The organism is Schaalia vaccimaxillae DSM 15804, from assembly GCF_000420425.1.
Taxonomy (GTDB): domain Bacteria; phylum Actinomycetota; class Actinomycetes; order Actinomycetales; family Actinomycetaceae; genus Pauljensenia; species Pauljensenia vaccimaxillae.
Genome location: NZ_ATUX01000005.1, coordinates 256,157 through 281,976, shown reverse-complemented (window position 1 = coordinate 281,976; position 25,820 = coordinate 256,157). Strand labels below are relative to the sequence as shown.

Genomic DNA, 25,820 nt, shown 5'->3' with positions numbered 1-25,820 from the left:
TCGTCATACCTTGAGGATACGGCCCTCTACCATGGGATGTATGGCTATCTTCGAGCTTTCTGACACGCAGGCACACACGATCGACTATCAGCATTTCATTTTGGACTCGCCCTCGCCGTATCACGCAGCCGACCTGGTGGCTCAGCGCCTGGTCGACTTGGGGTTCGCGCGCCAGAAAGAAACGGATGCGTGGGATGCTTCGCCTGGCGGTCATGTGATGGTGCGCGGCGGCGCGGTTGCCGCGTGGGTGGTTCCCGAAGAAGTCAGTGAGGATGTGGGTTTTCGCATCGTGGGAGCGCACACGGATTCACCGGCTCTGCAGGTCAAGCCCTCGTCCCAGTCAACGACTGGTGATGGTTGGGGGCAGATTGATGTGGAGGTCTACGGCGGGATGCTGTGGAACTCGTGGCTGGACCGTGAATTGTGTGTAGCCGGCCGACTCATCACCTTAGATGGCCGCGAAGTTTTGGTGCGCACGGGCGCTCTCGCCCGTATCCCTCAGCTGGCGATCCACCTGGACCGTGGTGTCAATTCAGAAGGACTCAAACTGGACGCCCAACGCCACATGCACCCCGTGTGGACTGTGGATTCTGATTCTGACTTGCTTGACTACATTGCGCGAATGGCAGGCCTAACTGGCCGTGATGAGGTGGCCGCCCATGACCTGATCCTCACCCCACAGCAGGGGCCGGGCACTTTCGGCGAGAATGGACGCTTCTTTGCGGCATCACGCCAAGACAACCTGTCTTCGACCCACGCGGGCCTGGTGGCATTGGAAAAGATCGCTCAGGAGGGACTGCCTTCTTCCGGGGACGTCCTGGTGTTCATGTGTTTCAACCATGAGGAGATCGGTTCGCAGACTCGCGAGGGCGCAGCTGGTCCGGTCCTCGAAACCATCCTTCGGCGTACTGCGTTTGCGATGGGCAAGGACGAGGACGGGCTTGCCCGCATGTACGCGGCTTCGAGCTGTGTCAGCGCCGACGCTGCGCACTCGGTTCATCCGAACTACGCGGACCGTCACGATCCGGACAATCGACCTGTCATGGGCCGCGGCCCGATCCTCAAAATCAACGCGAATCAGCGTTATGCAACTGATGGCGAAGGAATTGCTCTGTGGAAGAAGGCGTGCGCAGCTGCGGAGGTGCCGTGCCAGGAGTTCGTCTCAAATAATTCCATGCCGTGTGGTTCCACGATTGGTCCAATTACGGCAACTCGTTTGGGGATCACCACGGTTGATGTGGGAGTGGGATTGCTGTCAATGCACTCTGCCCGCGAGATGAGCCACGTGGATGATCTCGTGGCCCTCTCACGGGCGGTGGGTGCTTATTGGCGTGCTGCCTGATCAGAGGGAGTCGACTGCGACGACCTCGACGGGCACGTTGCCGCGAGTGGCCTTGGAGTAGGGGCACAGCTCGTGGGTGCGGTCGGCGAGGCGCTGGACGTCAGCTAGGTCGACGCCGGGCACGTACACCTCAATCTTGACTGCGAGGGCGAAGGAATCACCCTCCGGGCCAATGCCGACGCTGGTGCGAACAACCGAATCGGTGGTGGGGATGTCGAGTTCCTTGGAGGCCAATCCCATGGCGCCCTGGAAGCAGGCTCCATAGCCCATGGCGAAAAGCTGTTCGGGGTTGGCGCCGCCGCCGGGGCCTCCGAGTTCCTGCGGTGCTCGCATGTCGAGGGTGAGGTTCGGATCGGTGGTGGTTGCGCGGCCGCCCCGGCCGCCGGTGGTCTGAGCAGTGACTGAGTATGCGATTTCATTTGGTGTGTTCATGACTCCATCACACCATTAGGACTCTGGTCCCACAACTGGAATGCACAAATGGCCGCTCATGGCGCGATTAACCCCTCTCAAACGGGAAGATGTGCGCCACAGTACGGTGTACAGGTCACCGAATAAAGGACGCTTCCTGATCTCCCGAAAGCGCCCTGGACACCGTTCGGCGGAAACGGTCATTCATTTGCGGTAAGGAATCTGCGCGAAAGAAACGCGCTTCAGTGTTCTCACCATCAGCAGGCAGCGGATCCCCAGAAAGCCACTCGCACGCGAAAGCCACGTCCAAATACGTGGTCACATCCCCATTGTCATAAGTCACCGGGCCAACCACTTCCACACCGAGCAGACGCGTGGCTTCAGCTGACACGGCTGCCTCTTCCAAGGTTTCACGCCGAGCTGCCACAGCAGGATCTTCACCCGGATCAACAATGCCCGTCACCGGAGTCCACTGGCCATTGTCGCTACGGCGAACACACAGTATTTCCACCTCATGGGGCGTCAATTCCCCCTTCGACCAGCCTCGGAGCCCATCAGGCAAAGCCTCGACCTCGCCAATACCCACTGGGCGCATGACGACGGCAGTGCACCCTGGCATCCACAGCGGCGCATGACCCACATGTTTGCGTAATTCGAGGACGAAATCAGGAGTAGCCACGAACCCAGCCTAAAACTCTCAAAGCGACCAGATCAAAGGGACGAGGAGGATCTTCACGACGATAGAGAACGCGAAAAGCGTCGCATAAGCAGCCTCGATACGTTCATCTGCCACCCGAGCATCCGCTGCTTGCAAGACGGCGGGCTGACCCAGGAAACCGGCCACTCCCCCGGCCGCCCTTGCCGCCGACAGCCCCAGGAAACGACCCGCTAGAGACTGCAAGACGCAGCACACTGCAACGATCACTACCGCCAGCAACCCGGCTTTCCACCCCAGGTCGGACGCTAGAAGTGATGCCAACGCAGGGCCAGCATTCAACCCCAGAGCTGCTAGGAAGAGCATGAGTCCGATCTGGCGGATCGTCAGATTCGCAGCCGACGGCAACGTCCACACCAGAGGACCCGTACGACGCAAAGCTCCCAACAGCATTCCGACAATCAGAGGACCAGCTGCGGAGCCCAATTCGAAGGTCGCGCCACCTGGCATTGGGAATGGCACGGCTCCCAGCAAAAGGCCCAACACCATGCCAATACCAAAAGCCATGGCATCGACCTCGGCCACGCGTTTCTCAGAATCACCCAACCATCTTTGAACAGCGTCCAGCTCCTTGGTGGGGACAACCACCGCAACATGGTCTCCAAGCTGCAAATCGAGGTCGTCGCGTGCCAAAAGATCAAGGTCGCCGCGGCGCACTCGGGTAATGACAGCTCCAAAACGGGAAGCACAATTGAGTTCAGCTACCGAGCGGCCCGCCACGTCCGGGTTCGATACGACAATGCGTTCGAAAGCCACATCCGTGCGGTCATCTTCAAGATGATGCTCGACAGCTTCACCAATTAAAGGCGTGGCCTCGTCAAGATTGCGCCGATCGCCCACCAGTAACACCAGGTCACCGGCTTCCAATGTCTCGCCGGGAATGACCACGCGGGTACGGTCATTGCGACGCAAATACGACATCCGGATTCGCTGCTCACGCCACGGAGCAATCGCCCGGGTTGACACTGCTTCACGCACGCGCACAGTCACTGTGTCCAAACCGGCCCCAGCCAGCGAGGGCGTGTCCTTATCTCCACGCCACTGCCGGGTCACCGTCATCGTCACAACAATGATCCCAACGACCACACCAATGGGATAACCAAAGGCATACCCCACCGCAGCATCGGGGTCCCCAGTCACACGGGTAGCAGCATCCAACGCAGGGGCCGCCGTCAACGAACCGGTAAAAAGCCCCATAGTCAAAGGCTTGCTTAGACCCAAAAGATTCCCGCCAACAATGGCAATCGTCGCTCCCGCCACGCATACCGCGGCGCAACTGAGCAATAAGCCCGCCTGTTTGCGCAGATCCGCAAAGAAAGTTGCTCCAGCCGAAATACCAACCGTGTACACGAAAAAGGCCAAACCGATCTGCTGCACGATGCCCATACCTTCACCCGAAGCTGGGCTCCACGCCGACACGGCCAAGCCGACAAAAAGGGCGCCTGCAGCCCCAAAACGCAGGGGACCAAATTTGATTGCGCCGAGGACGGCTCCCAAGCCGACTACGAAGAAAAGAGTCAGAAGCGGGTTGACTGTAAGCAGGGATGCCATGTTCCCAGACTAACCAGAGCACACCCTGTGCCCTACCCTCGACAACGTGGAACGTGCCACGACACCGACTGAACGAATTCGTGAAAAGATCATTTCCAAAGAATCGACACGGCGATTCATTGGCGAACAGGAAGAGCACTGATGAGCACTCCGATTCAAGGTTGGTATCCCGATCCCGCTGGATCGGGGAGGCTGCGTTGGTGGGACGGGACAACTTGGACTGACCACTTGCGTGATCTGCCTTCCCAGGCTGCGGGATCGCCTTCGTCCCCCGCCTCTGCTCGACCGAAAGCTCGGACGTCGATGATCGTATCGACTGTGATCATTTGGGTGGGCGCTTTCATCTTCGCGTGCACCGCACTGGCAACCTTTGTTGGGTCGGTTGCGCTGCCTCAAGCCGTCGAGGATGAACGCAGCCTCGTGGATCAGGAGAAAACAAACCTGAAGAACGCTCAAACCGATCTGGAAATCATCCGCGAGCAATTGGAGGAGCTGCGATGACAACGCCAAATCCTCAAGCACCCACAACGACCAAGCCCCGCAGATTCCACCCAGTCTCAATCTTCGCCCTCGCCGGTGTTGTATTAGCGGTCGTCTTCATTGTCCTCACGGTGATTTTCACTTCCCAAATAGCCAGAGCAAATCGTGAACTTTCCGTCCTCAAAGAAGAGAAGGCATCCTTGGCTGAACAAACTGAAGAGATCAGAGACCAAATTTTCGACGCTCAAACCGAATACGACGCGCTATCTGGCGCCAAAGCTGGCCGCGACTGGTGTGCACAAATGACCGTGGAAAATCGGGCCAACCTCGTTGAACTTGTAAGCCAGTTCAAAACTCTCCCATCTGCCGGCCTTCAGCAGGTTCGTGAAGAGTGTTCACAAATGGCTGAGTTTGCCGACGCCGCTTCGATCTTCATGCCGCGGTCCGCAATTAAAACGACTATTGACGTGTGCGAAGGAACTGCATTCTCGTCAACCATCGGAGGAACCATTCAAGTCTCGCCAGAGACTTCCATGGCTGAATTTGGTGCCCTCGATATTTGGGTTACAGCTGGGGTTACGCCTCAAAAGCTCTTGTCTGGGGATTTCACGTATTCTCAAACCGTCAAGGTTGAGAATGTACCCACTGACGGGACTGCCGCAAGGTGGAGTGTCACCCTCGACGGCGCAGACGAATACTGCGCAACGATGACAGATTCTTGGTGGCTCGCGGGCTGAAGTAACCTAACAATGTGACCTTCCCTTTGGGCTGCTCGTGGGCTTTTACGACGGGATGCTGGGGCCGGGAACAGGATCTTTTCTGGTCTTGGCATTCACGATGGTTGCTCATATGCCAACCCTGAAAGCAACCTCGATGACGAAGGTGGTCAACGCTGGGACAAATCTTGGAGCTTTGATTTTCTTCGCCTCCCAGGAAGCAATCCAGTGGAAACTCGGTGCCATGAGGGCAGTGGCAAATATGCTCGGTGGCTGGTTGGGAACTCGGACGGCTACCCACTTAGGGCCGCGCTTTGTGCGAGCCGTGCTCATTGCGGTGGTGATTGCGCTGATTGGCAGGCTCAGCTTTCAAATGTTTGCTTGACTCTGACGCAACGTCAAGGACCATGCTGAGCCAAGTGACAGATGTAGTGAAAAGGAGCAGGCATGGTTTCAAGCACCGATGAAGGGCTGACGGTAGGAGCCGTTGCTAACCTTGTAGGAGTCAGTATTCGCACTCTGCACCATTGGGATGCCATCGGCCTCGTGCATGCCTCCGGACGTACTTGGTCTGGATATCGCCTTTATACGTCTGAGGATGTTGGCAGAGTTCACCAGGTGCTGGTCTATAGAGAAACCGGCATGACTCTGTCTCAGATTCGGACGGTGCTTGACGACCCTGACGTTGATTCAATCGATCATCTTTTGTCTCAACGCAACCTGCTCACTCAACGCATCTCTCACCTGCACCGGATGGTCCGGGCAGTCGACAGGATGCTCACCGAGCATCAGGAGGGACGTTCGATCAGTATGGAAGAACAAGCCGAAATTTATGGGTCGCAGTGGATGGCCTACGAAGCGGAAGCTGAAGAGAAGTGGGGACATACCGACGACTGGAGCAAAGCTCAGAGTCATCTATCCCAGCAGAGCTTTCAAGAGAAGCAGGAAGACCTTGAGCGAATCCGCGAGGTTGAGTTGCAGTTAGCAGCAGCAATGGCTGAGGGTGAGGAAGCAGGGAGCGCTCGTGCCAATGAGCTAGCTGAGAAGCACCGGCGCAGCATGAACTGGTTTGAAGTCACTCCAGCTAAGCATGTTCTCTTGGGGCGGATGTACGTGGCAGATCCTCGTTTCACTGCGCACTACGAAGATCTCAGACCGGGACTTGCAGCATGGTTGAAAGATGTGATTGATGCGAATGCTCGTGCTCACGGCGTTGACCCAGAAAGAGCTCAGTGGCAGTGACCCAACTTGGGCGTCCCTCGGCGAAGTTTTGGGCGTCCCTCGCGGGTAGGATCGGATGGTGAGCGACGACCAGAACAACGCTGAGAAGCTTGACGCGCTTGAAGCCCTCAAACCCATTCCTGCCGGGGCCCTAGCCACCGCAGACACGGTGCGTGTCGATACGTGGCTGTGGGCGACCCGGCAGGTTAAGTCGCGCTCGCAAGCAACATCAGCAGCCCGAGCAGGACACGTCAAGGTCAATGGTGATTCAGTTAAGGCCGCTCAAAAACTGCGCGTCGGTGATGAAGTGCGTCTACGTATTGAAGGCTTTGACCGAATTTTGCGAGTCACTGGGCTACTCGTCAAACGTGTCGGAGCACCCCAGGCGTGTACCTGCTACGAGGATCTCACCCCGCCCCGGCCTCGTCTGTCTGTAGCTGCCGTCGGAATCAGAGATCGAGGAACCGGTCGTCCCTCAAAGAAAGAACGCCGCGAACTTGACCAACTCAGAGGCCGAGACTCCCACCTGCACTACTGACGCCAACACTGCCGGAAGCCTCAACACTTAGGAGTTGATCCTGCGCAGTCTCTCTTGGCGGCGTGGAGTCAAAACAAATGCGACAACCGCCGCCACAAGAGGCATCCCAATGAGCATTCCCACCAATGCAACCCACGGGATCACCGGGACCATCGATCCCACCTGAGAAGTGAAGATGCCAGAACGGTCCAAAGACACAACCGCAAGGACTCCGGCGATCAGACCCGAAAGCACAGCCACCGGAATACACGTCAATGCCAAGTGCAATCCCTGGTAGGTCGTAACCTTGCGTCGCATCTGCGGCTGGGCACCCAGCACATCCAAAATATCCAGATCTGGGCGCATGTCCGAGGACGACAAGACAATCACCATCGCCACAGTTCCAGCTGCCGCAACCAGTGCCACCAACGCAGCCAAATACGGTAGCAACACCGCGGTAGGTGACGGCGCTATTACGTTAATCGAAGCACCAACAACCTGCTGAGAAATCCGAGACTCCATACCCGCGGCTTCAAAGGTATTCACAGGTTTTCCCAAAGTCACCAGAGCACCGAGAGGACGAACCGGCACTTTGAGTTCCGAAGCTGCCTGGGGAGACAGGACGATCACATTGACACTATCAAAGACGGCCGCCTCAAAATCTTGAGACACCAGCACCTGGGGATCAGATACTTGACCACCTTGTACCACGGATGCAATCAACGTATCTTCAATTTCAACGCTACGAATCGTTGCGGTTCCTCTTCCGGATACCAGATGTTCCTCCGGCACCAGTACCCCGCCTCTTTCAAGGGTGGTCACCACGTCAACCAACTCATCATCCCCAAGCAGTCCCGACGCTTGAAGATAAGAACCATCGTCCACGATGTAGGCCAAGTCCAACTCCGCCATGGCAGGAGCCTCATCCGACAGCGATACAGTGGAGCCGTCCAGACCAGATACAGCCTCAACAATGACCTCGGGACCGTTTACCCCTGACTTCCACGTCAGCCCCTGCATGACAACCGAATCAGAAACTGAGCGTTCACGCTGAAGCGCTTGTGTAGCTCGGTCTTGGATCTGACGTGCGTGTTGGATGGAATCAGCCGGATCAATACCGGTCACAAACACCTGCCCGTGCTGACCCACATGGGCGTGGACTTTCCACGCAGCGGCATTAGTTGAGGAGAGGGTAATCAGCAGAGCGCTGGCCACAAAAACTGTCGTGAGAATGGACCCCATCGCTGGGAATGTGCGGTGTCCATTACGCACCGCGTCACGCAAAGCAAGTCTTGAACTCATGGAAGCGGTCGGCAGCGGACTTGACCATTGTTTAATGATGTACGGTAAGGAACCGATTAAACCGGCTTCAAGTAAAGTGACGCCCAGAATCAAGAGGATCACGTGGCCACTCCAGGCACTAGCGATCAGAATGGGCAAAGCTGCAAGCAGCATGATCGGATAGGCGATCTGACGTCTAACCAGACGAGAAGGCATCCAGGTTCGCCCCAAGATTACCGCAGAGGCATCCATCTGCGCAGAGGACTTCGCTGGCGTCAAAGACGCAACCACTGACAAAGCCACCGGAAGCGCGAACGCCAGGAACAGCGTCCACAGCGGAATGATCGTGATTCCAAGTCCGAGGTAGGCACCAATACCAAAGGCCACTGCTATCGACAGAGCGGTTGAGACGACAGCCGCAGCATTGCCAATAAGCACACCGTGGGCAATCATCAAACGCCGCTGATCTTGCCGGTCACCACCGTTGGCAGCAATCATCGCAACCGTGCGCATCGTTGATCTTTGCGTCACTGTAAAGATTGGGGAAACCAGCAGCACCATTTCGACGAGGATCAGCAAAACCCCAGCAACAATAAGCAAAAACTGCCACGGGTTAAAAATGGGAGCCGCAGACCGATGCGTGGCGACCGCGGAAGGCAACTCGTCTAAAGTCGGCGGGTCGGCGAGCACAGACCTGGAGATTGCAACAAAACCAAGTTTGTTCAAGTCCTCAATGTCCTGCCAGTTCACCGGTGTCACACCCACGACGTACCACGACGTATAGGTCTTCCCCGCAATGTTCAGCCGATCAACATCCAACGTTGAGTCGCCGACAATGAGACGCCGAGTTTCACCTTCGATGATCTGAGCAACCTCAGCGTTGCCTGTAATACGTTCGGAGAATCGACCAACTTCTACCTCAACGGAGAGGTCAATGATGTCTCCTGGCGCAGCACTAATCTGTTCGGCGACGTCTCGGCTCAGAACAGCTTGCCCTGCTTCCAGCCGCCCTGATGCGTCGATATCAATTCCGGGAGCATCCAGTGATGCAGTCTGCTCCGCTGAAGGAATGACGACCTGCACATTGCGCCCTCGAACCTGGGTGGTCACCTGGTAGAGGAAGTCGACGGCGACAGTCGTATTACCTACGGGAATGAGGTGGGTAAAGTCTTCCAGGCTGACGTCAACAACCGGAGCCGTGTCGACGCTGATCACAGATTCAGCGGTGGCATCTTGCTGGATTGGCCCCAACGATAAACGTGACACGACTGCTTGTACCGACGAGTTGTCCCCCAGCCGCTGGGATGCAGCGTATCTGGGCGACCCCAGAGCACCCCACAGATTAATGGAGGAGATGGCTAAGACAATAGGCAGAGCGATAACCACCACGGCTGATAGGGATCTGCCTTTGTCATGCAGGATTCCTCTGCGGGTGACGCGTAAAGCAACACCCCAACGACGCCCCAGGATTCTCAGCCGCGAAAACATGGCGGTCATGATCGCGCCGGCTTGAAGAGCTCCGCCATGGTGTCTGTGCGGGAACGGTCAACGATGCGTCCGTCGCGCAGAAAGACGGTGCGGTCTGCCCAGGCCGCAAAACGTGCTTCGTGGGTGACGAGGATGCCCGCTGCTCCGGCGTCAATGTGGTCGCGCAGCGTCATCATCACTTGTTCGCCAGTATTGGAGTCGAGGGCTCCGGTAGGTTCATCGGCAAGGATAATTGACCGGCGTCCGACGAGGGCACGAGCAATCGCAATGCGTTGCTGTTGTCCACCAGACAAAGTTTCAGGGAAGCGATCGGCCAAGTCAGCGACGCCAACTTCTCCGAGGGCAACGAGGGCCGCGTGACGAGCCTTTCTTGTGCTGATGCCGTCGAGCTGCAGAGGCATTTCAACGTTTTCTACAGCCGACAGGGAAGGGATGAGGTTGTAGTTTTGGAAGACGTATCCGATGGACTGTCTGCGGATGCGTGCACGCTCGACGGAGTCGAGTGAGGAGAGATTGACTCCGTTAACGATCACTGTGCCTTCCATGGGACTTTCGAGTCCGCCAGCGATACTCAGTAGCGTGCTTTTGCCCGACCCGCTGGGCCCCATGACAGCGAGAAGCTCGCCGGGCTTGACTTCGAGGTCAATTCCGTCGAGCGCTCTGAGGGTTGCGCGGCCGGTGCCGTACTCATGTCCGACGCCGGCCATCTGTAAGGGGACCGGTGCAAGACTCATTAGACGATCGTGTGCTCAGCAATCATAGATTCCACGCCTGCCCACGTTGCGGAGCGGCCCTTGGCTGCAGCGAAGGCGGCGCGGCGGGCGGCCTCGGACACTGCACCCGACTCGATGTGGTCAAGCCAATTCAGTTCTGCTTCGAGGTCGAAGACATGACGTTCAAGGATCAGTTTCCAAGCCAACTCGGAGTCGTCTGCACTGGACTTGAGCCGTGTGATGTCACGCAGAGCGGTCAGCGTCGCGCGACGTTGGGTCTGGATTAGGGAGGCGACATCAACCGTTGGGTCTGCGGCAGCCACAGCAAGTTTCATGACAAGTTCATCGCGTTCGGGGTGTTCGCGGGCGACAGGCGTGGACCACCATTCAGCCAGAACGTCACGGCCTGTGTCGGTGAGTTCAAAGACCTCAGAGTCGCGTCCCGCATTTGTTTCTGCGTGGGACATGACATGTCCGTCGCGCTCGAGGCGCTGCATCGTTTGGTAGACCTGTCCGATGTTCAGAGGCCAAGCTCCGCAAGTCTGTTCTTCAAACATCTGCTTGAGGCGATAGACGCCAGCGGGCTGCTGGGCTACGAGTGCCAGTAGAGCGTTGCGAACAGACATCAGATCTCACTTTCAAGGTCGCTGCGAAACGACCACAGGGCTTCATTCAGATTGAGCCATCGTAACCCGTGATGTTGACAAAACGTTAGCCCGACAATATTTTAGTGGCCTACACCCCATTTTTTACCACACATTCAACCTCAACGTCACCCAACGCTTTTGCCCAGGTGCCATATCGTTGACGAACCGTTGCAGGAGAAGGGATTTGAACATCTCCACGAGCTCGCGCCTCCTCAGCCCACTGGCTGTATCCCGCAAAACTTGCCACCCCTTTACCCTCATCCAAACTGTCTAAGTAGTGACGAATTGCCCGTCGAATCTCCTCGGGGCCAAAACGCCCCGAGCCGCGCTGACGCCCCAGATTGGAAACAGGGATTGAAAATGCAGCCAGAGCATCGGCCCAGCTCCCTTGCCCCAGCCGCACAGCGATCGTTCGCGAGGCGGGCGGCCAGATCAGCGCCCCCTTACTTGATTCCACTCCCCACTGGGCTAGAAGTTCCTTGCGAGCTTCATCAATTCGCCCTGCCGACACGCTTGGACACCACCCCCCTTCTACGGCCTTGCGGGCCGCCTGGATCGCGGCACACGCCTGCGCAACTTGCGCATCACCAAGTCCGTTCTTTCCGAGAACTTTCCCCAGCACTCCTTGGATCACGGGATCAACCTGAGGGGAACCGACCTCGATACGCGCCGAGTATGCATGAGCGATGAGGAGGAAGAGGCCGAGTTCGATCTGTTCGCTTGTGAAGGCAGCGGTACGAGGACGAGGAGAACAAGCCATAGGTCGATCATATCCGTGTGAGTCGCCACCCAAAACACAGCTTCACAAGCTGATCGTTGTCGGCCAGATCTACAATTTTCAGTAACCTGAAAATCAAGTTTTTACGAAAGCAAGGAACATGCTCCTGACACTGGCATGGCAGCACCTTAAAAAACGAATCTGGGAAGTTCTGGCAATCATTGTCTTGCAGATCGCAGCAACCATTGCCGCCCTCGAACTGCCCAACCTCAATGCACGCATTATCGACGAGGGAGTGGCCACCGGAGACACCGACCTCATCTGGCAACTCGGCCTGCAAATGTTAGTTATCGCAGCTGGCCAAATGATCTGCACTGCTATCGCTATTTACCTCGGCGCACGTCTAGCCATGTCGCTAGGAGCCACACTGCGCCACCGCCTATTTACCCACATCCACACTTTTTCCAGCCAAGACTTCCACGCCTTCGGCGGAGCGTCGCTGATCACCCGTTCCACCAACGATGTTCAACAGGTCCAGATGACCACTCTGCTGACCTTCTCAGTCATGATCGGCGCACCCATTATGGGCGTCGGCGGTGTCATTCAAGCACTCAATCAAAATCTTCGACTCTCGTGGCTTCTGGCCGTCCTCGTGCCAGTACTCGCATTGATCATCGCACTCATCATGAGGCGTCTGGCTCCCCTCTTCCAACTTCAACAAGAACGCATCGACGACATGAACACGGTGCTACGAGAAGAACTCGCTGGCATTCGAGTAATCCGGGCATTCGTACGCCAAACCTTTATCCGCCAGCGCTACAGCGGCGCCAATGACCGGCTGCGCTCGGTAGCCCTGAAAATCGGAACCTGCTTTGCCATCATGTTCCCCGCCGTCACCATTGTGATTTCACTGTCAACCGTTGCTGTCCAATGGTTCGGTGCTGATCTCATTGATTCCGGGCAGATGCAGGTAGGGGAATTAACCGCTTTCATCACCTACGTTGCCATGATCTCCCAGGCCGTGATGATGGCGGCGATGATCTTCATTATGGTTCCGCGAGCTAACGTCTCCGCCAAGAGGATCCAAGCCGTTGTCAAACACGCTCCAACAATTTGTGATCCTGCGCCGCGCGAGCGGGCCCAGTCGCCTTCGAAAACCTGGGCTTTCGCACTGGAAAATGTCACTCTGCGGTATCCGGGAGCTGAAGAAGCCGTCTTAGAAAACATCAGCGTGAGCCTCGCACCCGGAACAACCACCGCGATCATTGGGGCTACTGCGTCGGGCAAGACCACTCTGGTTAATCTCCTACCTCGGATGATGGACCCGTCGCAGGGGGCTGTCACGGCCTCGGGAATCCCGCTGACCGCACTCTCCCTTGCCGACGTCCGTTCGCGCATCGCCGTTGTCCCCCAGCACACCTACCTGTTCTCGGGGTCCATCGCGACCACGGTCTCGGGAACGAAGAATCCAGATGCTGCCCAGCGTGAACGCGTCCAGTGGGCACTCGAGGGCGCGCAAGCCAGCGAATTTGTTTCCTCTTTCGCCGACGGAATCGACCACGAGGTCGAGGCCGGTGGTTCAAACTTCTCAGGTGGGCAGCGCCAACGCCTAGCCATTGCCCGAGCCCTTTACCGCCAAGCTGACCTTTACATCTTCGATGATTCCTTCTCGGCTCTGGACTACGCCACCGATGCCCGTCTGCGTTTGAGTCTTCCGCGCTACACGGATGGGGCCGCCGTCCTCATCGTGGGTCAAAGGGTGGCAACGATTCGGAACGCCGACCAAATACTCGTCCTCGAGGACGGGCACATCGTCGGTCGCGGCAAGCACCAAGAGCTCCTGACTTCATGCGCCACATACAAAGAAATCGTTGACTCCCAGATGAGCGAAGAGGAGGCAGCATGAGTACCAACCGGCATGCACAGCGCAGACCTGCCGGGCGTGGCCCCGGCATGCGTGGCCCACACGGCGCAATGGGCGCAACTGAAAAGTCTCAAGACTTCAAGGGCTCCTTCATCCGACTCTTAGGCCGTCTAACGCCCGACCGTTGGCTCGTATTACTCACCATCATTGCTTCCACAATTTCTGTTGCCCTGTCGGTCATTGCTCCACGAATTCTCGGCCAGGCAACCGATACCGTCTTTAACGGTGTCGTTGGACGAATGATCGCCGACGCCCCCTCGAAAGACGCGGCCGTCGCTGCCTTGCGCGACCAGGGGAACGACCGACTGGCCGACATGCTCTCCGCCATGGATGTCATGCCAGGAGTCGGCATCGACTTCGATGAACTCGGCCACATCTTGCTGGCGTGCTGTGCCATCTATGCAGCTTCCGCACTCATTTCTTTCTTGGGCGGTTGGATTATTCGCATCATCATTCAGAACATGGGTTGGCGGATGCGCGACCAGATTCAATCCAAGATTGAACGCCTCCCATTGTCTTACCTGGATTCACAGTCACGCGGCGACCTCATGTCAAGGGTTTCCAACGACGTTGATAACGTTACGCAGACCCTCAACCAGACTCTTTCGCAGTTCTTCCAAGCAATCCTGACTGTCATCGGCATCTTCGCCATGATGCTCACCCTGTCAGGCAAGCTCACCATCCTGGCATTGATCGTCATCCCCTTGGGCGTGGTCTTGTCTGGCGTCCTCATGTCGCGCGCCCAGCCCCAATTCCGCCAACAATGGAAGTCGACGGGTGACGTGTCTGACCTGGTTGAGGAATCTATTACCGGCCACGAGGTCCTTGCCTTATACGGGTTAGCAGATGAGTTCACCGATTCCTTCACTCAGGCAAATTCTCGTTTGTATCGTTCGAGTTTTGCAGCCCAATTCATTTCGAATCTGGTGATGCCCTTCATGAATCTGATCTCGAACCTGTCCTATGTGATCGTCGCTGTGGGCGGTGGCCTCATGGTCGCTTCGGGATCGATGTCCCTTGGTCAGGTTCAGGCTTTCATTCAGTATTCGCGTCAATTCACTCAGCCCATCGGCCAGTTGGCTTCAATGGCAAACTCTTTGCAGTCGGGCGTGGCGTCAGCTGAGCGGGTCTTCGAGTTCCTCGACGCGAAAGAAATGGAAGAGGATGCAGCCAATCCGGTCGAGGGCCACACCCGAGGCTCGGTGGTCTTTGACCATGTGAATTTTTCCTACGTTGCGGGAAAGCCCATCATCAAAGATCTGTCGCTGAGTGTTGAGCCGGGCCAAATGGTGGCGATTATCGGGCCAACTGGGGCAGGCAAAACCACATTGGTGAACCTGCTAATGCGCTTCTACGAATTGGACTCGGGACGGATTCTGCTCGACGGAGTCGATATTCGTTCCCTCGACAAGGATTCTCTGCGCGCCAGAATCGGGATGGTGTTGCAGGATACGTGGCTCTTCGACGGCACCATCGAAGAAAATATTGCTTTCGGCGCTGCCGAAGCCACTCACGACGAGGTTGTCGAAGCCGCCCGACAGACCGCAGCCGACCGACTCATCCGCCAGCTCCCCAATGGATATGCGACACGCGTAAGCGACGACGGGGACACGGTGTCCCAGGGAGAACGCCAGCTTCTGACGATAGCGCGAGCTTTCGTTTCCCGTCCCGACATCTTGATCTTGGACGAAGCCACGTCCTCGGTCGATACCAGAACAGAGGTACTCATCCAACGCGCTATGGAGCGTTTGCGCCAAGGCCGCACAGCGTTCGTCATTGCTCACCGCCTTTCCACCATTCGCGACGCGGACGTCATCATGGTCATGGAAGACGGTGACGTTGTTGAAACCGGCACCCACGACGAACTCTTGGCTGCTGACGGCGCATACGCGCGCCTCTACAACGCCCAGTTCGCAGGCCCTGCGCAAGCACCAGGTTCCGTGGCAGACTGAAGTGCGAAGGGTTAGCGCCCTCGCGTATTCATTCCCCGTCGACTAGTCAGGTGACCGTCATGCCCGCACCCAGTATTCCGCAGGTTTCCTTGCCCACCGGCCGGCTTATGCCCCAGTTTGGCTTCGGAACCTACAAGGTGACCGAGGGCGTGTACGAGGCCGTTTCGAGCGCCCTCGAACTGGGATACCGCCACATCGACACCGCTCAGATGTACGGCAACGAGGACGAGGTCGGTCGCGCAATTGCCGACTCTGGAATTGCGCGCGAGGAACTCTTCATCACGTCCAAGCTCAATAACGGTAACCACGAACCGCAAGTTGCCCGCGAGTCTTTCGAGCAAACCCTGCGCGACCTACGCATCGATTACGTTGATCTTTTCTTAATCCACTGGCCTTTGCCTATGCACTACGGAGGAGACGTGGCCCTGCCGTGGCCCGTCCTCGAAGAATTCCATGGGCAAGGGCGGGCGCTCGCTATCGGTTTGTCCAACTACCAGGTTGAACATATTGAAACGGTCATGTCGCGAGCAACGGTTGCGCCTCATGTTGTCCAAGTAGAAGCGCATCCCTTCTTCCAGAATCGCCAGGTCCGCGACTTCACAAAGGCCAACGGCATGGTCTTCCAGGCATGGTCTCCTTTGGCACGAGGACGAGCCGCATTGGATCCCACTCTGGTTGAAATCGGCCAAGCACACGGGGTTTCGGGCGCGCAGGTGGCACTGCGTTGGGCGTTACAGCGCGGTGACGTTGTGTTTCCTAAGTCGGTGACACCCTCACGCCAGGCAGAAAATCTCGACGTCTTTGGATTCGAACTCAGCGACCAGGAGATTGCCCGAATCGATGCTTTGGACGAAGGAGAAGCTGGTCGTACGGGTTCGCATCCCGACACTCTTGACCGCCTTTGATCTCACATTATTATCGGCCCCACCCAAGCGTGTTCCATCCGTGGACAGGTGTCCACGGTGTCGCCATGCTCTGGCTACTCTGTATGCATGTCCGGAATGCCCAATCTTGATCAAGCTCTCGCCTCTTTATCGGCTACCCCCGAAGGCGAGTACGTGTTCGCGCTCGTTGACCAGATCCCTACAGGGATCGATGCTTTCGCGATCATTCGTGACATTGATGCTTACACCGTCGTCGTCGATAAGGACCAAGCCCTTGCCGCAGGACTGCCAACAGAAAAAACCTATACGCTGATTTCGCTAGGCCTGCAGGCTGACCTGGATTCGGTGGGCATTACCGCCACGATTTCTCAGATTCTGTCGGCGCGCTCCATTGTTGCCAATGCGATCGCCTGTGCCCGCCACTACCACCTCTTTGTACAGGCAGATCGGGCGCAGGAAGCGGCGGACTTACTCACTGAACTTTCAAAGAATGCCAAGGGTTGGTTGCCTAAGCCCTAGCGTTTGAACGCTCGCAGATACTGCACCGGCATCGGGGCTGCCTCGGCGTCAAGGGCACTAGCCCAGGCTCTGGCGAGCATAGGATCTGATAGTAGAGGGCGCCCCACCTCAACCACGTCAGCCAGCTGTGACTCTACGATGCTTGCAGCCTGTTGAGCCTGGGTGATGATCCCCGCAACAGACACTGGTATGTCGGCACCGGATTCTCGCAGTGCGTCGCGTACGGCTGCGGCGGCTTCAACCTGGTAGCCGGGACCTAATGAGATCGCTACGTTTTGGTTTCCACCCGTGGAGATGTTGACCATGTCGATGCCGTCGCGCGCCAAATCGACGGCCAGGATCTGGGAATCCGCAACTGTCCACGACCTCGCGCCTGGCCTAGCATCATCCTCAACCCAGTCGGTTGCCGACAACCGCACTAGGAGCGCGTTATTTCCAATGATGTCACGGAGACGGCGCACAATAGTCCGAAGAAAACGGGTCCTATTCTCGAAGCTGCCTCCCCATTGGTCGGTACGCGTATTCGACGCCGGTGAGAGGAATTGGTGGATCAAGTATCCGTGAGCACCATGGATCTGGACTCCATCAAAACCAGCTTCGATTGCGCGCACAGCAGCCGCTTCAAATGCCGCAATAGTCTGTTCAATCTGCTGGCCATCCAGGGCGAATGGCTCGCGTTCGCCCTCGGCAAATGGAATCGACGAGGGCGCAACCGTTTGCCAACCGCCGTTTTCTTCGCTGAGTTGGCCCAGGTGATGTTCCCAGCCTCGCGGAGAAGATGCTTTGCGACCTGCGTGGTTGAGTTGGATAAAGGCTTTTGCACCGCCTGCATGGATGAGGTCGGCGAGCTGAGCGAATGACGGAATCTGATCGTCATCATGCAGGCTCAGGCATCCAATGGAGATTCTTCCCTCAACGGTCACTGCGGTGGCTTCAACAATGATCGCCCCCACTGCCCCAAGAGCGCGGGCACCGTAGTGGATGTAATGCCAATCCGTGGGACGCCCGAGTTCGGCGCCCTTTTCAGCCGCTGAGTACTGGCACATGGGTGGCATCCAGAGTCGATTCGACACATCGACAGGTCCAACAGAGACGGGGGGCAAAAAGATGAGACTCTGGCATTGCTTCAGATTACGCTCATGGACAACAACCAGCCATTAATCAGATCTCCCCGCCACCCATTGTCTTAAATCTCGGTCGCCGTTAATGCCAGGTATCGTTAAGCCATGGCAAAGGAGCTCTCCCGATCCGACCGCGCCATTGTGCGACTCGCAGATGGGACGGTCAAGCAGCAGAACCTCCTGACGGGGACGGAGGTGTGGACTGTACCCGGTAGAGGCCACCGGCCAATTGGTATTCCTCACCCCGATCCATCCCCTATTGACCATGATTTCGCGGGCCATCACTGTGCTTTCTGCTCGGGGCGCTATTTGGAGACTCCGCCGGAGAAGTCGCGCCTCGTTCGCACCGACGACGGCTCGTGGCAAGAATTAACCGGGCTGCCCGCAGACCAGTTGGCAGACACAACCGCGCAATTTCGCCGTATTCCCAACCTATTTGAGATCGTCTCTTACAAGTATTGGAACCTCAACCACGGTCATGTCCCTTCCGAGGATGCGCACCGCCGCATGGCCGAATATCTGGCGTCGAGCGCCGGGTATGAGCACATCATGCAAGTAGTCAAGGCGCGATTACTGGCTTCTGGTGTTTCCGAGGGCGAATTCGCAGCAATGTCGGACTCAGCCAAGCTGCAGGAGGCGAACGGGTTTTTCTCCGGCGGGCATGATCTGATCGTCGGGCGGCGCCACTACATTGATGGGGCGACGAATAATACCCAGCTCGCCGGCTCGGGCACGTTGACTCCCGAAGAGCACTACCAGTACACGGCCTACACGGCTCGCTCCATGCAGGATTTGTACGAGTTAAACCCATATGTCCGATATGTTGCAGCTTTCCAGAACTGGCTCAAACCTGCGGGAGCGTCCTTCGATCACTTGCACAAGCAGTTGGTGGCCATCGATGAGCTATCCGTTCAGAATGAGGCAGAGCTTGACCGTGTGCGCTCTCAGCCCGATATTTACGAGACGATCTGGACGGTGGGAGCGACTCGTAAACTGTTGATCGCCCAGAACGACCACGCGGTAGCTTTGGCTAGCTTCGGGCATCGTTTCCCCGGCATTGCAGTATGGCCTTTGCATACTCCTCGCAACCCGTGGGAGGTCAGCGACGAACAGATGCGCGGCGTTTCCGATATTTTGCACGCTGCTCATGCTGCTACGGGTACCGATGTTCCTTGCAATGAGGAGTGGTATCACCGTCCGCCCTCGGTATCAACGCCGATGCGCTGGAGGATCCTGCTTAAGTGGAGGATTTCAACGGTTGCCGGTTTTGAAGGCGGTACGCGCATCTACTTGAACACGATTGATCCGTGGCAGGTCAAGGAGAAGGTTGTTCCACGTCTTGAGCAGATGCGCGAACGCGGCGAGATTGCGCCGATGAAGATCGGTCAGGAGTGCCGCGTCGACACTGCGATGCTCACTGACTGACCGCCTCCACCCAGGTTTTCACAGCCGCCCTCGACACCTCCGGTGACCAATCGCCCAGCACAATCGCGCCTTCCCCTGGAGTGAGGAACCACTGGGCCGCAGAGTCTTGGCTCGCACCAAGATCCAGTGGATCAACTGCTCCTAGCTGCGCCAACTGACGCTGAGCCTGCCACCCCTGCAGCCAGGCCATCAAAGACTCCGCACCATCTGAATACTCTTCGCCCTCACCGGCGACCCCCGCCGCATATAGGTACCTCTGAACGCATGTCGTTTCAGCCGCAACCCCCGCGGATTCAACGCCCGTATTGGCTAACACCAGCGACAAGGTCGAACGCGGAGCAACCACGAAAGGCATCCCCGCACCTGCCGAGGCGCGTGCACTCCAGCCAGCAATGGCCTCGTCCGCCGATGCGACAACTTGGACGCCTTCCTTCTTAACAGAGCCCTCCCACGCCGAAGCATCGCCTCCCTTTGCCTGAGCGACACCCTGAATGAAAGCTCGACCGATCGACGACGTCGAAGGGTCAGGAATCACCAACTGCGACGCGTAGCTCGTCTTAATGAGGTCGTCAAGACCAGCAGGGACAGCCACGCGATTAGCCGATATCCACACCGCATCGGCCACCACACACACGTCGTCGCGCCCGTATGCGATGGCAGCCGGAACCCCATCCACGCCCTTGTCCTCGATCGCTACAGCATCTTCGGGGGCCTGAGTACCGATAGTTCCTGCCGCGGCCATAAGTTGGGCATCGGTAGGATCCAATCCAACAACGACGTCAAAGGACTGCGCGGTCAGCTCGCTCACGCGCACGCCCTGCGTCACTTGCAGTTCAAAACCTGTGTCTGCCCGGAACGCTTCACTGACAGCCTCAGGTAATTGGGCTCCCTCAATGACGGCGGTGCGCACAACCCCGCGGCCGGTGCGAGGCTCTCCAGCGCCCAAGGTTCCCGACTGCGCCTCATCGTGCACTACTGGATTCGTAGCTGCCCGCGGCACGATCGGTTGGGCGAAGGGATCGGTGGGCGCCGTCGTTGACACCGAGGGAGTGCAGCCGGATACAACGAGGGCGAGCACAGCTCCAGCCGAGATAAGTGCGCCGAGAGTGCGGCAACGATGAACAGTCATGACGGTCCTTCAATATGGAACGAACTGCTCCAAGTCTAGGCGGCCTCGGCCCCCTGACACTTCCCCGGATGCGCCGGGCGCGCCTCGTAAGGCATGATGGAGGTAACACAATCGCGCGGAAGGAATGATCATGGAAGATCTCGGTTGGAAGATTGCCAGCGCCGGCGCCCTGGGTCTGTCAGCTCTAGCAGCCAACAAGGTCACCGAAATCGGATGGAAACTTGTCACCGGACATGACATTCCCAAAGAGGACGACGACGAGGCCGCGCTGGTCTCCGTTATTCTCTTTGCCGCAGCCTCCGCGGCCATTGTCGCTGTGACTCAGCGTTACGCCCTACGCGGCGCTAAGAAGTGGTACGGCGGCAAATCGGTCGGCCAGATCGAAGCCTGAGCCCACCTCATAACAGCGGCAAGAACCCTGCCAGGTCCGTACGCTCACCCGAGGCTTGAACATCTCCTGCTGCGCAAGCTGACTCCCAGGTAATCTCACCGGTAGCCAGACTCAGCCACGTGTGGGGGTCGGTTTCAACGACGGCAGGCGGTGTTCCCCGCCGATGCGTCGAACCAGCAATCACCTGAACCGCGCCCGCCGGAGGCACACGTACCTCGACAGAACGGCCTGGGTGAGCTGCTGCGAACTCTTCCAAAGTGAATCGGACGGCAGTCGCCACCACACGCCGAGGCGTCGCCTGCTTGTCGCTACGCCACTGCGCGAGTGCTGCCATACCGTCTGCTGAGTCAATGCGTCGCTTCGCCACCACCCCAGCCTAGTGTTCAAAACGAAATCAGGGCGAACCCCCACAGACAGACAGCCCTCTGATCAGCCAAAATTGAATCCAGGAGGATCAGTGGAACACCATCACATGCGCCTATGGGAGCAAGCCGTAGCTTTACGCTCCATCCTCGATACGCGCATCGCCCGAACATTGCAATGGGACGCGACCGTCCTCGTTAACTGCGCAGGAGTTGACCGAGCCGGAGACCTCAACCCCCGCAACACCCACGACGTCTCCTTCATCTCCGACCTCGTACCCTGCGAGTGTGCGGGCATCGAAGCCCTCGCGCCAGCCGCCGTGCACCTCCTCGTCGATCACATTCGCGAGGGTGCGCAGCACCGCCACCTGTTGTGGATTGCAGCAATCGAAACCACGCGCCTAGCTTCCATCGACAAGATTTTCGGCCCAGATCTGGTTCAACGAGCCGGCCCCGAACGCGATGGCATCACACCCGTGGCGATCAGCCTGCCTCAGCTCATCTCCCAGTGGTCCAACGACCCGATTCGCCGCCCCCTCCTGGCACGAGCCCTCACCGATCTTGACGCACTGACGGCCTCTTCGACCTCGATCCGGGCAGCTCGAACCTGCGGCGTGCGCATTATTGAAAGACCCTGGGCTCTGCGCTTGGCTCGCAACCCAAAGTTCATCGCATACGTCGTTGTGTTCGTCTATTCGCTGCTGCGCGCCCTGCCCGTTGTTGCAATTCCCGGTTTCACGGGCAAAGTGTGGATACTGTGGCTCATTGATGTGGTCACTGCAATCCCCTACACCTGGGGCATCATCACGATGGTGGCCGGACGCCGCACCTGGGAACGCGTTCTAGCTTTCTTCGTCACGGTCGTGACCTTTATTGCCCCCTACATCTACTTTTGGATGCACGGTCGCCACGCGCCCCCGGCAGTCCTGGCTTTCGTAGCCGCGATGTTCTTGGGGGCTATCCTGCTCGAAGTGCTTCGGTGGCTACGCGACGTCGTGGTTCGCAGAGGCCTCGCCTGCGGCTGATTGGCGCGGTCGTTTGGTTGGACGATCCGGACCGACCACGGTGCGGATAATGCCCGACAGGATGAACCAGCCACCGCATACCCAGAAGATCGCCAATAGCCACCAGGGCTTATTCGGATAGAAGGCAACCATGGCTGCTGTCGCTCCGATCCAGCCGGCAACCGATGCCAGGTTGATCTTGCGGAAGCGCACACACCTAAAGGGGTGGGTGTAGTGAAGGGGAACCAGGGTGAGGATCGCCAAGATGACGGTCGCACCGATATTGATCCAAGCGGGCGTATCCAGAACGTACATAATGACGGCCACGACATTCCACGCAGCCGGGAAACCAACAAAGTAGTTGTCCGCAGACTTCTCGTATTCACTGGCGTAGCAGAACAAGGATGACACTGCAGCAATGATGGCCATTGCTAATGCGACCTTGTCAGAGCCAAAGGGCAGATACCAGTACATGAAGAGGGCGGGCAGGAACGACCAAGTCATATAGTCCACTGCGATATCAACAGTGGAGCCAGAAAACCACGGGATCGCTTCACGCACTCCGACCTTGCGGGCCAAGGTGCCGTCCACTCCGTCAACGACGAGGGCGACTCCAAGCCACACCCACATCCACCCAATGTCGCCTTGAGCCAAACTAATGGCAGCCATGAGCGCCCATACCACTCCAGACAGTGTCAGGGCATGAACCGCCCACGCGGCAATAAGGCGGCACATCGGTGTCTCCATGAGGCTCCTTCACAGTTAATCAGATCGTGGCAACGCGTCCACGAGTCATGTACGCGGCAACCCCGGCACCCAGTGTGTACCGGATACCGGGGTTGAAGGAAATTCTTCGACGCGTTTCGGGGCGCAATCAGGGAGAACCCTGATCAGCTACCCACGTCGAAACTTCTCAGAAGCGGTCGCGCAGTGCCGACTCAGACAGGGAGCGCAGATCATCAAGATCCACTGCCCAACCCGCGCCGTTATTAGCGTCAGCCAAAAGCTCCGAACCCTGAACCACCAACATGTCTCCACCTGTGGTTCCCAAACGAACATCTGCGACACCCTCGGCCTCGGCTGCCGCATGCACGGCCTCCAACGCGTACTCGGGAACAGCAATGATGGCGCGCGCCTGGGACTCCGACAACAGCATCTCCAAGTCGCTGAGCCCATCGCGGGCCGCGACCTCGGTGATATCGAAGGAACCCCCAATACCGAAACGCAGCGACGAATCGACGAGGGCCTGAGCCAGGCCACCGTTAGACAGGTCATGCGCGGCGCGGATCAGCGGGCGGCCGTCAGGCCCATCGGCCTCGGACAGTGCGCGGATGACGTTACCGAGGGCGACCTCGGCGTCCAAGTCAACCTTGGGGGGCAGACCTCCTAGGTGATCGTGGACAATACGCGCCCACGCGGATCCATCCAGTTCGGCGCGGGTTTCGCCCAGCAGCACAACTGCCAGACCGTCCTCAGTGAAGCCTGAAGGATTCGCTCGAGTCACGTCCTTCATAATGCCGAGCATGCCGATGACGGGCGTCGGATTAATGGACGAAGTCGGCAGGTTCTTTTCCGTACCCGAGGAGTTGTAAAGCGACACATTGCCGCCGGTCACGGGAACACCCAACTCAATGCAGCCATCAGCCAAAGCAGTCATAGCGGTCACCAGCTGCCACATAGCGTCTGTGTCTTCGGGGTTACCAAAGTTCAGGCAGTCGGTGATCGCCACCGGCTCTGCGCCCACAACGGCCACGTTGCGGTAGGACTCAGCCAGGGCCTGCTTAGCCCCGGTCGCCGGATCGAGCTTCGTGTACCAGCCGTTAGCGTCCGTAGACAGCGCCACACCCAGGTTGGTGTCTTCGTCAACGCGGATCACACCCGCATCGTCGGGTTGGGCCAAAGCGGTATTGCCCTGCACGTAGCGGTCATACTGGTCGGTCACCCACGCCTTGGATGCCTGGTTGACGTCACCGAGAACCTTCGTCAGGTCGGCCACCAGCTCAGCGCCCGAGGCCGGGCGTGCCAGCGAATCGGAGGTATCCGCCTGCAGGGCGTCCTGCCATGCGGGGCGAGCATAGGGGCGGTCGTAGACGGGACCATCGTGAGCCACGGTCTTGGGATCAACATCGACAATGCGATGCCCATGGTGGTCAATAGTCAGGCGCCCGTTACCCGTGAGAGTGCCGATGACGGCAGCCTCGACGTCCCACTTGTCGATGATCTCGAAGAACTTATCGCGATCCTCGGGGGTGACAATCGCCATCATGCGTTCTTGCGACTCCGACATCAGGATCTCGCCGGCGGTCAGCGTAGGGTCACGCAGCAGCACATTCTCCAGGTCAACGTGCATACCGGAGTCGCCGTTGGACGCCAATTCCGAGGTCGCACAGGAGATACCCGCCGCACCGAGGTCCTGGATGCCTTGGACGACGCCAGCCCTGAACAGGTCGAGGCAGCACTCGATAAGGACCTTCTCCATGAAGGGGTCGCCCACCTGCACGGAGGGACGCTTAGCGGGCATACCGTCCTCGAAGGTTTCCGAGGCCAAAATGGAGGCGCCACCGATGCCATCGCCGCCGGTGCGCGCACCGAAAAGCACCACCAAATTGCCTTCGCCAGTGGCGTTGGCCAGGTGAATATCCTCGTGACGCAGGGTGCCGATACACAGGGCATTGACCAGCGGATTGCCCTGGTATGACGGATCAAACTCGGTTTCACCACCGATATTGGGCAGACCCAGGCAGTTGCCGTAGCCGCCCACACCCGACACCACGCCGTGCACAACGCGGGCAGTGTCCGGGTGGTCCACAGCGCCAAAGCGCAGCTGATCCATGACGGCAACCGGGCGGGCACCCATGGAAATAATGTCGCGGACAATGCCTCCCACACCCGTGGCCGCACCCTGGTAGGGCTCAACGAAGGACGGGTGATTGTGAGACTCAACCTTGAAGGTCACGGCCCAACCGCCGCCAATGTCAACGACGCCAGCGTTCTGGCCCATACCGACCAGGAGGTTGCGGCGCATTTCGTCGGTGGTGCGGGCGCCGAATTGTTCGGCCAGGTGCTTCTTAGAGGACTTGTAGGAGCAGTGCTCAGACCACATCACCGAATACATGGCGAGTTCGGCGTTGGTGGGGCGTCGGCCCAGAATATCGCAGATGCGCTGATACTCGTCTTCTTTGAGTCCCAACTCTTTCCACGGCATGTCTTTGGTGGGGGTTGCGGCCGCATCCTCGACGGTGTCGGGCAGCTCGCGGGGATTCGTGACAGTGTTGTCAGTCATTCGTCTTTTCCGATCGTTTCTACGAG

25 protein-coding genes are annotated in these 25,820 nt (G+C 58.1%); 13 read left to right on the top strand and 12 right to left on the bottom strand.

Annotation, left to right across the window (positions count from 1 at the left end; genetic code table 11):
- The first annotated feature begins 40 nt into the window (after positions 1–40).
- Complete coding sequence (locus G439_RS0101345; protein ID WP_022867394.1) at positions 41–1,342, top strand: M18 family aminopeptidase; 1,302 nt, start codon at positions 41–43, stop codon at positions 1,340–1,342.
- Here the strand turns inward: G439_RS0101345 and G439_RS0101340 are convergent, their stop codons facing one another.
- From G439_RS0101340 to G439_RS0101330, 3 genes are all read right to left on the bottom strand, one after another.
- Positions 1,343–1,774, bottom strand: coding sequence for an organic hydroperoxide resistance protein (locus G439_RS0101340; protein WP_022867393.1), 432 nt, complete (start codon positions 1,772–1,774; stop codon positions 1,343–1,345).
- Between the two features lie 115 nt (positions 1,775–1,889).
- Complete coding sequence (locus G439_RS0101335; protein WP_022867392.1) at positions 1,890–2,432, bottom strand: NUDIX hydrolase; 543 nt, start codon at positions 2,430–2,432, stop codon at positions 1,890–1,892.
- 18 nt (positions 2,433–2,450) lie between these two features.
- Positions 2,451–4,019 carry an aspartate:alanine exchanger family transporter gene (locus G439_RS0101330; RefSeq protein ID WP_022867391.1) on the bottom strand — a complete coding sequence of 523 codons (1,569 nt, stop codon included), beginning with the start codon at positions 4,017–4,019 and terminating at the stop codon, positions 2,451–2,453.
- Between the two features lie 141 nt (positions 4,020–4,160).
- Here G439_RS0101330 and G439_RS0101325 point away from each other — a divergent pair, with 141 nt between their 5' ends.
- From G439_RS0101325 to G439_RS0101305, 5 genes are all read left to right on the top strand, one after another.
- A complete protein-coding gene (locus G439_RS0101325; protein ID WP_022867390.1) occupies positions 4,161–4,520 on the top strand; it encodes a DUF2510 domain-containing protein in 360 nt (119 codons plus the stop codon).
- Complete coding sequence (locus G439_RS0101320; RefSeq protein ID WP_022867389.1) at positions 4,517–5,236, top strand: hypothetical protein; 720 nt, start codon at positions 4,517–4,519, stop codon at positions 5,234–5,236. The genes G439_RS0101325 and G439_RS0101320 overlap by 4 nt, the downstream gene beginning before the upstream one ends.
- Positions 5,237–5,267: 31 nt before the next feature.
- The gene (locus G439_RS10700) at positions 5,268–5,600 is read left to right on the top strand and encodes a sulfite exporter TauE/SafE family protein (RefSeq protein WP_279379486.1); all 333 of its coding nucleotides are present in this window, start codon (positions 5,268–5,270) and stop codon (positions 5,598–5,600) included.
- Between the two features lie 62 nt (positions 5,601–5,662).
- Positions 5,663–6,457, top strand: coding sequence for a MerR family transcriptional regulator (locus G439_RS0101310; RefSeq protein ID WP_022867387.1), 795 nt, complete (start codon positions 5,663–5,665; stop codon positions 6,455–6,457).
- 115 nt (positions 6,458–6,572) lie between these two features.
- Positions 6,573–6,974: an RNA-binding S4 domain-containing protein gene (locus G439_RS0101305; RefSeq protein ID WP_026459266.1), complete on the top strand. Its 402-nt coding sequence runs from the start codon at positions 6,573–6,575 to the stop codon at positions 6,972–6,974.
- 27 nt (positions 6,975–7,001) lie between these two features.
- Here the strand turns inward: G439_RS0101305 and G439_RS0101300 are convergent, their stop codons facing one another.
- The 4 genes from G439_RS0101300 to G439_RS0101285 form a co-directional block, all read right to left on the bottom strand.
- Positions 7,002–9,731 (bottom strand): ABC transporter permease family protein, encoded by a 2,730-nt coding sequence (locus G439_RS0101300; RefSeq protein ID WP_022867385.1) that lies wholly within the window; start codon positions 9,729–9,731, stop codon positions 7,002–7,004.
- Positions 9,728–10,456, bottom strand: a complete 729-nt coding sequence (locus tag G439_RS0101295; RefSeq protein WP_022867384.1) for an ABC transporter ATP-binding protein — start codon at positions 10,454–10,456, stop codon at positions 9,728–9,730. The genes G439_RS0101300 and G439_RS0101295 overlap by 4 nt, the downstream gene beginning before the upstream one ends.
- Positions 10,456–11,061, bottom strand: a complete 606-nt coding sequence (locus G439_RS0101290) for a PadR family transcriptional regulator (RefSeq protein ID WP_022867383.1) — start codon at positions 11,059–11,061, stop codon at positions 10,456–10,458. Before G439_RS0101290 ends, G439_RS0101295 begins: the two co-directional genes overlap by 1 nt.
- 109 nt (positions 11,062–11,170) lie before the next feature.
- Positions 11,171–11,842 (bottom strand): hypothetical protein, encoded by a 672-nt coding sequence (locus tag G439_RS0101285; RefSeq protein ID WP_022867382.1) that lies wholly within the window; start codon positions 11,840–11,842, stop codon positions 11,171–11,173.
- Positions 11,843–11,960: 118 nt separating this feature from the next.
- On the opposite strand from G439_RS0101285, the gene G439_RS0101280 reads away from it, so the two are divergent.
- From G439_RS0101280 to G439_RS0101265, 4 genes are all read left to right on the top strand, one after another.
- Positions 11,961–13,706 carry an ABC transporter ATP-binding protein gene (locus tag G439_RS0101280; protein ID WP_022867381.1) on the top strand — a complete coding sequence of 582 codons (1,746 nt, stop codon included), beginning with the start codon at positions 11,961–11,963 and terminating at the stop codon, positions 13,704–13,706.
- A complete protein-coding gene (locus G439_RS0101275) occupies positions 13,703–15,676 on the top strand; it encodes an ABC transporter ATP-binding protein (RefSeq protein ID WP_022867380.1) in 1,974 nt (657 codons plus the stop codon). The genes G439_RS0101280 and G439_RS0101275 overlap by 4 nt, the downstream gene beginning before the upstream one ends.
- A gap of 59 nt (positions 15,677–15,735) precedes the next feature.
- Entirely contained in the window at positions 15,736–16,581 is an 846-nt protein-coding gene (locus tag G439_RS0101270; RefSeq protein ID WP_022867379.1) for an aldo/keto reductase, read from the top strand.
- Between the two features lie 87 nt (positions 16,582–16,668).
- Positions 16,669–17,079 (top strand): ACT domain-containing protein, encoded by a 411-nt coding sequence (locus tag G439_RS0101265; protein ID WP_022867378.1) that lies wholly within the window; start codon positions 16,669–16,671, stop codon positions 17,077–17,079.
- On the opposite strand, the gene G439_RS0101260 is transcribed toward G439_RS0101265, so the two are convergent.
- The gene (locus G439_RS0101260; protein ID WP_022867377.1) at positions 17,076–18,182 is read right to left on the bottom strand and encodes an oxidoreductase; all 1,107 of its coding nucleotides are present in this window, start codon (positions 18,180–18,182) and stop codon (positions 17,076–17,078) included. The two genes, G439_RS0101265 and G439_RS0101260, sit on opposite strands and share 4 nt — an antisense overlap.
- 123 nt (positions 18,183–18,305) lie before the next feature.
- On the opposite strand from G439_RS0101260, the gene G439_RS0101255 reads away from it, so the two are divergent.
- Positions 18,306–19,625 (top strand): DUF4921 family protein, encoded by a 1,320-nt coding sequence (locus tag G439_RS0101255; RefSeq protein WP_022867376.1) that lies wholly within the window; start codon positions 18,306–18,308, stop codon positions 19,623–19,625.
- Here G439_RS0101255 and G439_RS10695 read toward each other — a convergent pair.
- Positions 19,615–20,754 carry a type 2 periplasmic-binding domain-containing protein gene (locus G439_RS10695; RefSeq protein WP_022867375.1) on the bottom strand — a complete coding sequence of 380 codons (1,140 nt, stop codon included), beginning with the start codon at positions 20,752–20,754 and terminating at the stop codon, positions 19,615–19,617. The genes G439_RS0101255 and G439_RS10695 overlap by 11 nt on opposite strands.
- A gap of 130 nt (positions 20,755–20,884) precedes the next feature.
- Between G439_RS10695 and G439_RS0101245 the strand changes: the two genes are divergently transcribed.
- Complete coding sequence (locus G439_RS0101245) at positions 20,885–21,145, top strand: DUF4235 domain-containing protein (RefSeq protein WP_022867374.1); 261 nt, start codon at positions 20,885–20,887, stop codon at positions 21,143–21,145.
- 7 nt (positions 21,146–21,152) lie between these two features.
- On the opposite strand, the gene G439_RS0101240 is transcribed toward G439_RS0101245, so the two are convergent.
- Positions 21,153–21,512 (bottom strand): sterol carrier family protein, encoded by a 360-nt coding sequence (locus tag G439_RS0101240; protein WP_026459263.1) that lies wholly within the window; start codon positions 21,510–21,512, stop codon positions 21,153–21,155.
- 90 nt (positions 21,513–21,602) lie between these two features.
- On the opposite strand from G439_RS0101240, the gene G439_RS0101235 reads away from it, so the two are divergent.
- The gene (locus G439_RS0101235; protein ID WP_022867372.1) at positions 21,603–22,532 is read left to right on the top strand and encodes a hypothetical protein; all 930 of its coding nucleotides are present in this window, start codon (positions 21,603–21,605) and stop codon (positions 22,530–22,532) included.
- Here the strand turns inward: G439_RS0101235 and G439_RS10690 are convergent.
- Positions 22,491–23,258: a CDP-alcohol phosphatidyltransferase family protein gene (locus tag G439_RS10690; protein ID WP_022867371.1), complete on the bottom strand. Its 768-nt coding sequence runs from the start codon at positions 23,256–23,258 to the stop codon at positions 22,491–22,493. The genes G439_RS0101235 and G439_RS10690 overlap by 42 nt on opposite strands.
- A gap of 166 nt (positions 23,259–23,424) precedes the next feature.
- Positions 23,425–25,794: a phosphoribosylformylglycinamidine synthase subunit PurL gene (gene purL, locus G439_RS0101225; RefSeq protein ID WP_022867370.1), complete on the bottom strand. Its 2,370-nt coding sequence runs from the start codon at positions 25,792–25,794 to the stop codon at positions 23,425–23,427.
- Positions 25,795–25,820 lie beyond the last annotated feature (26 nt).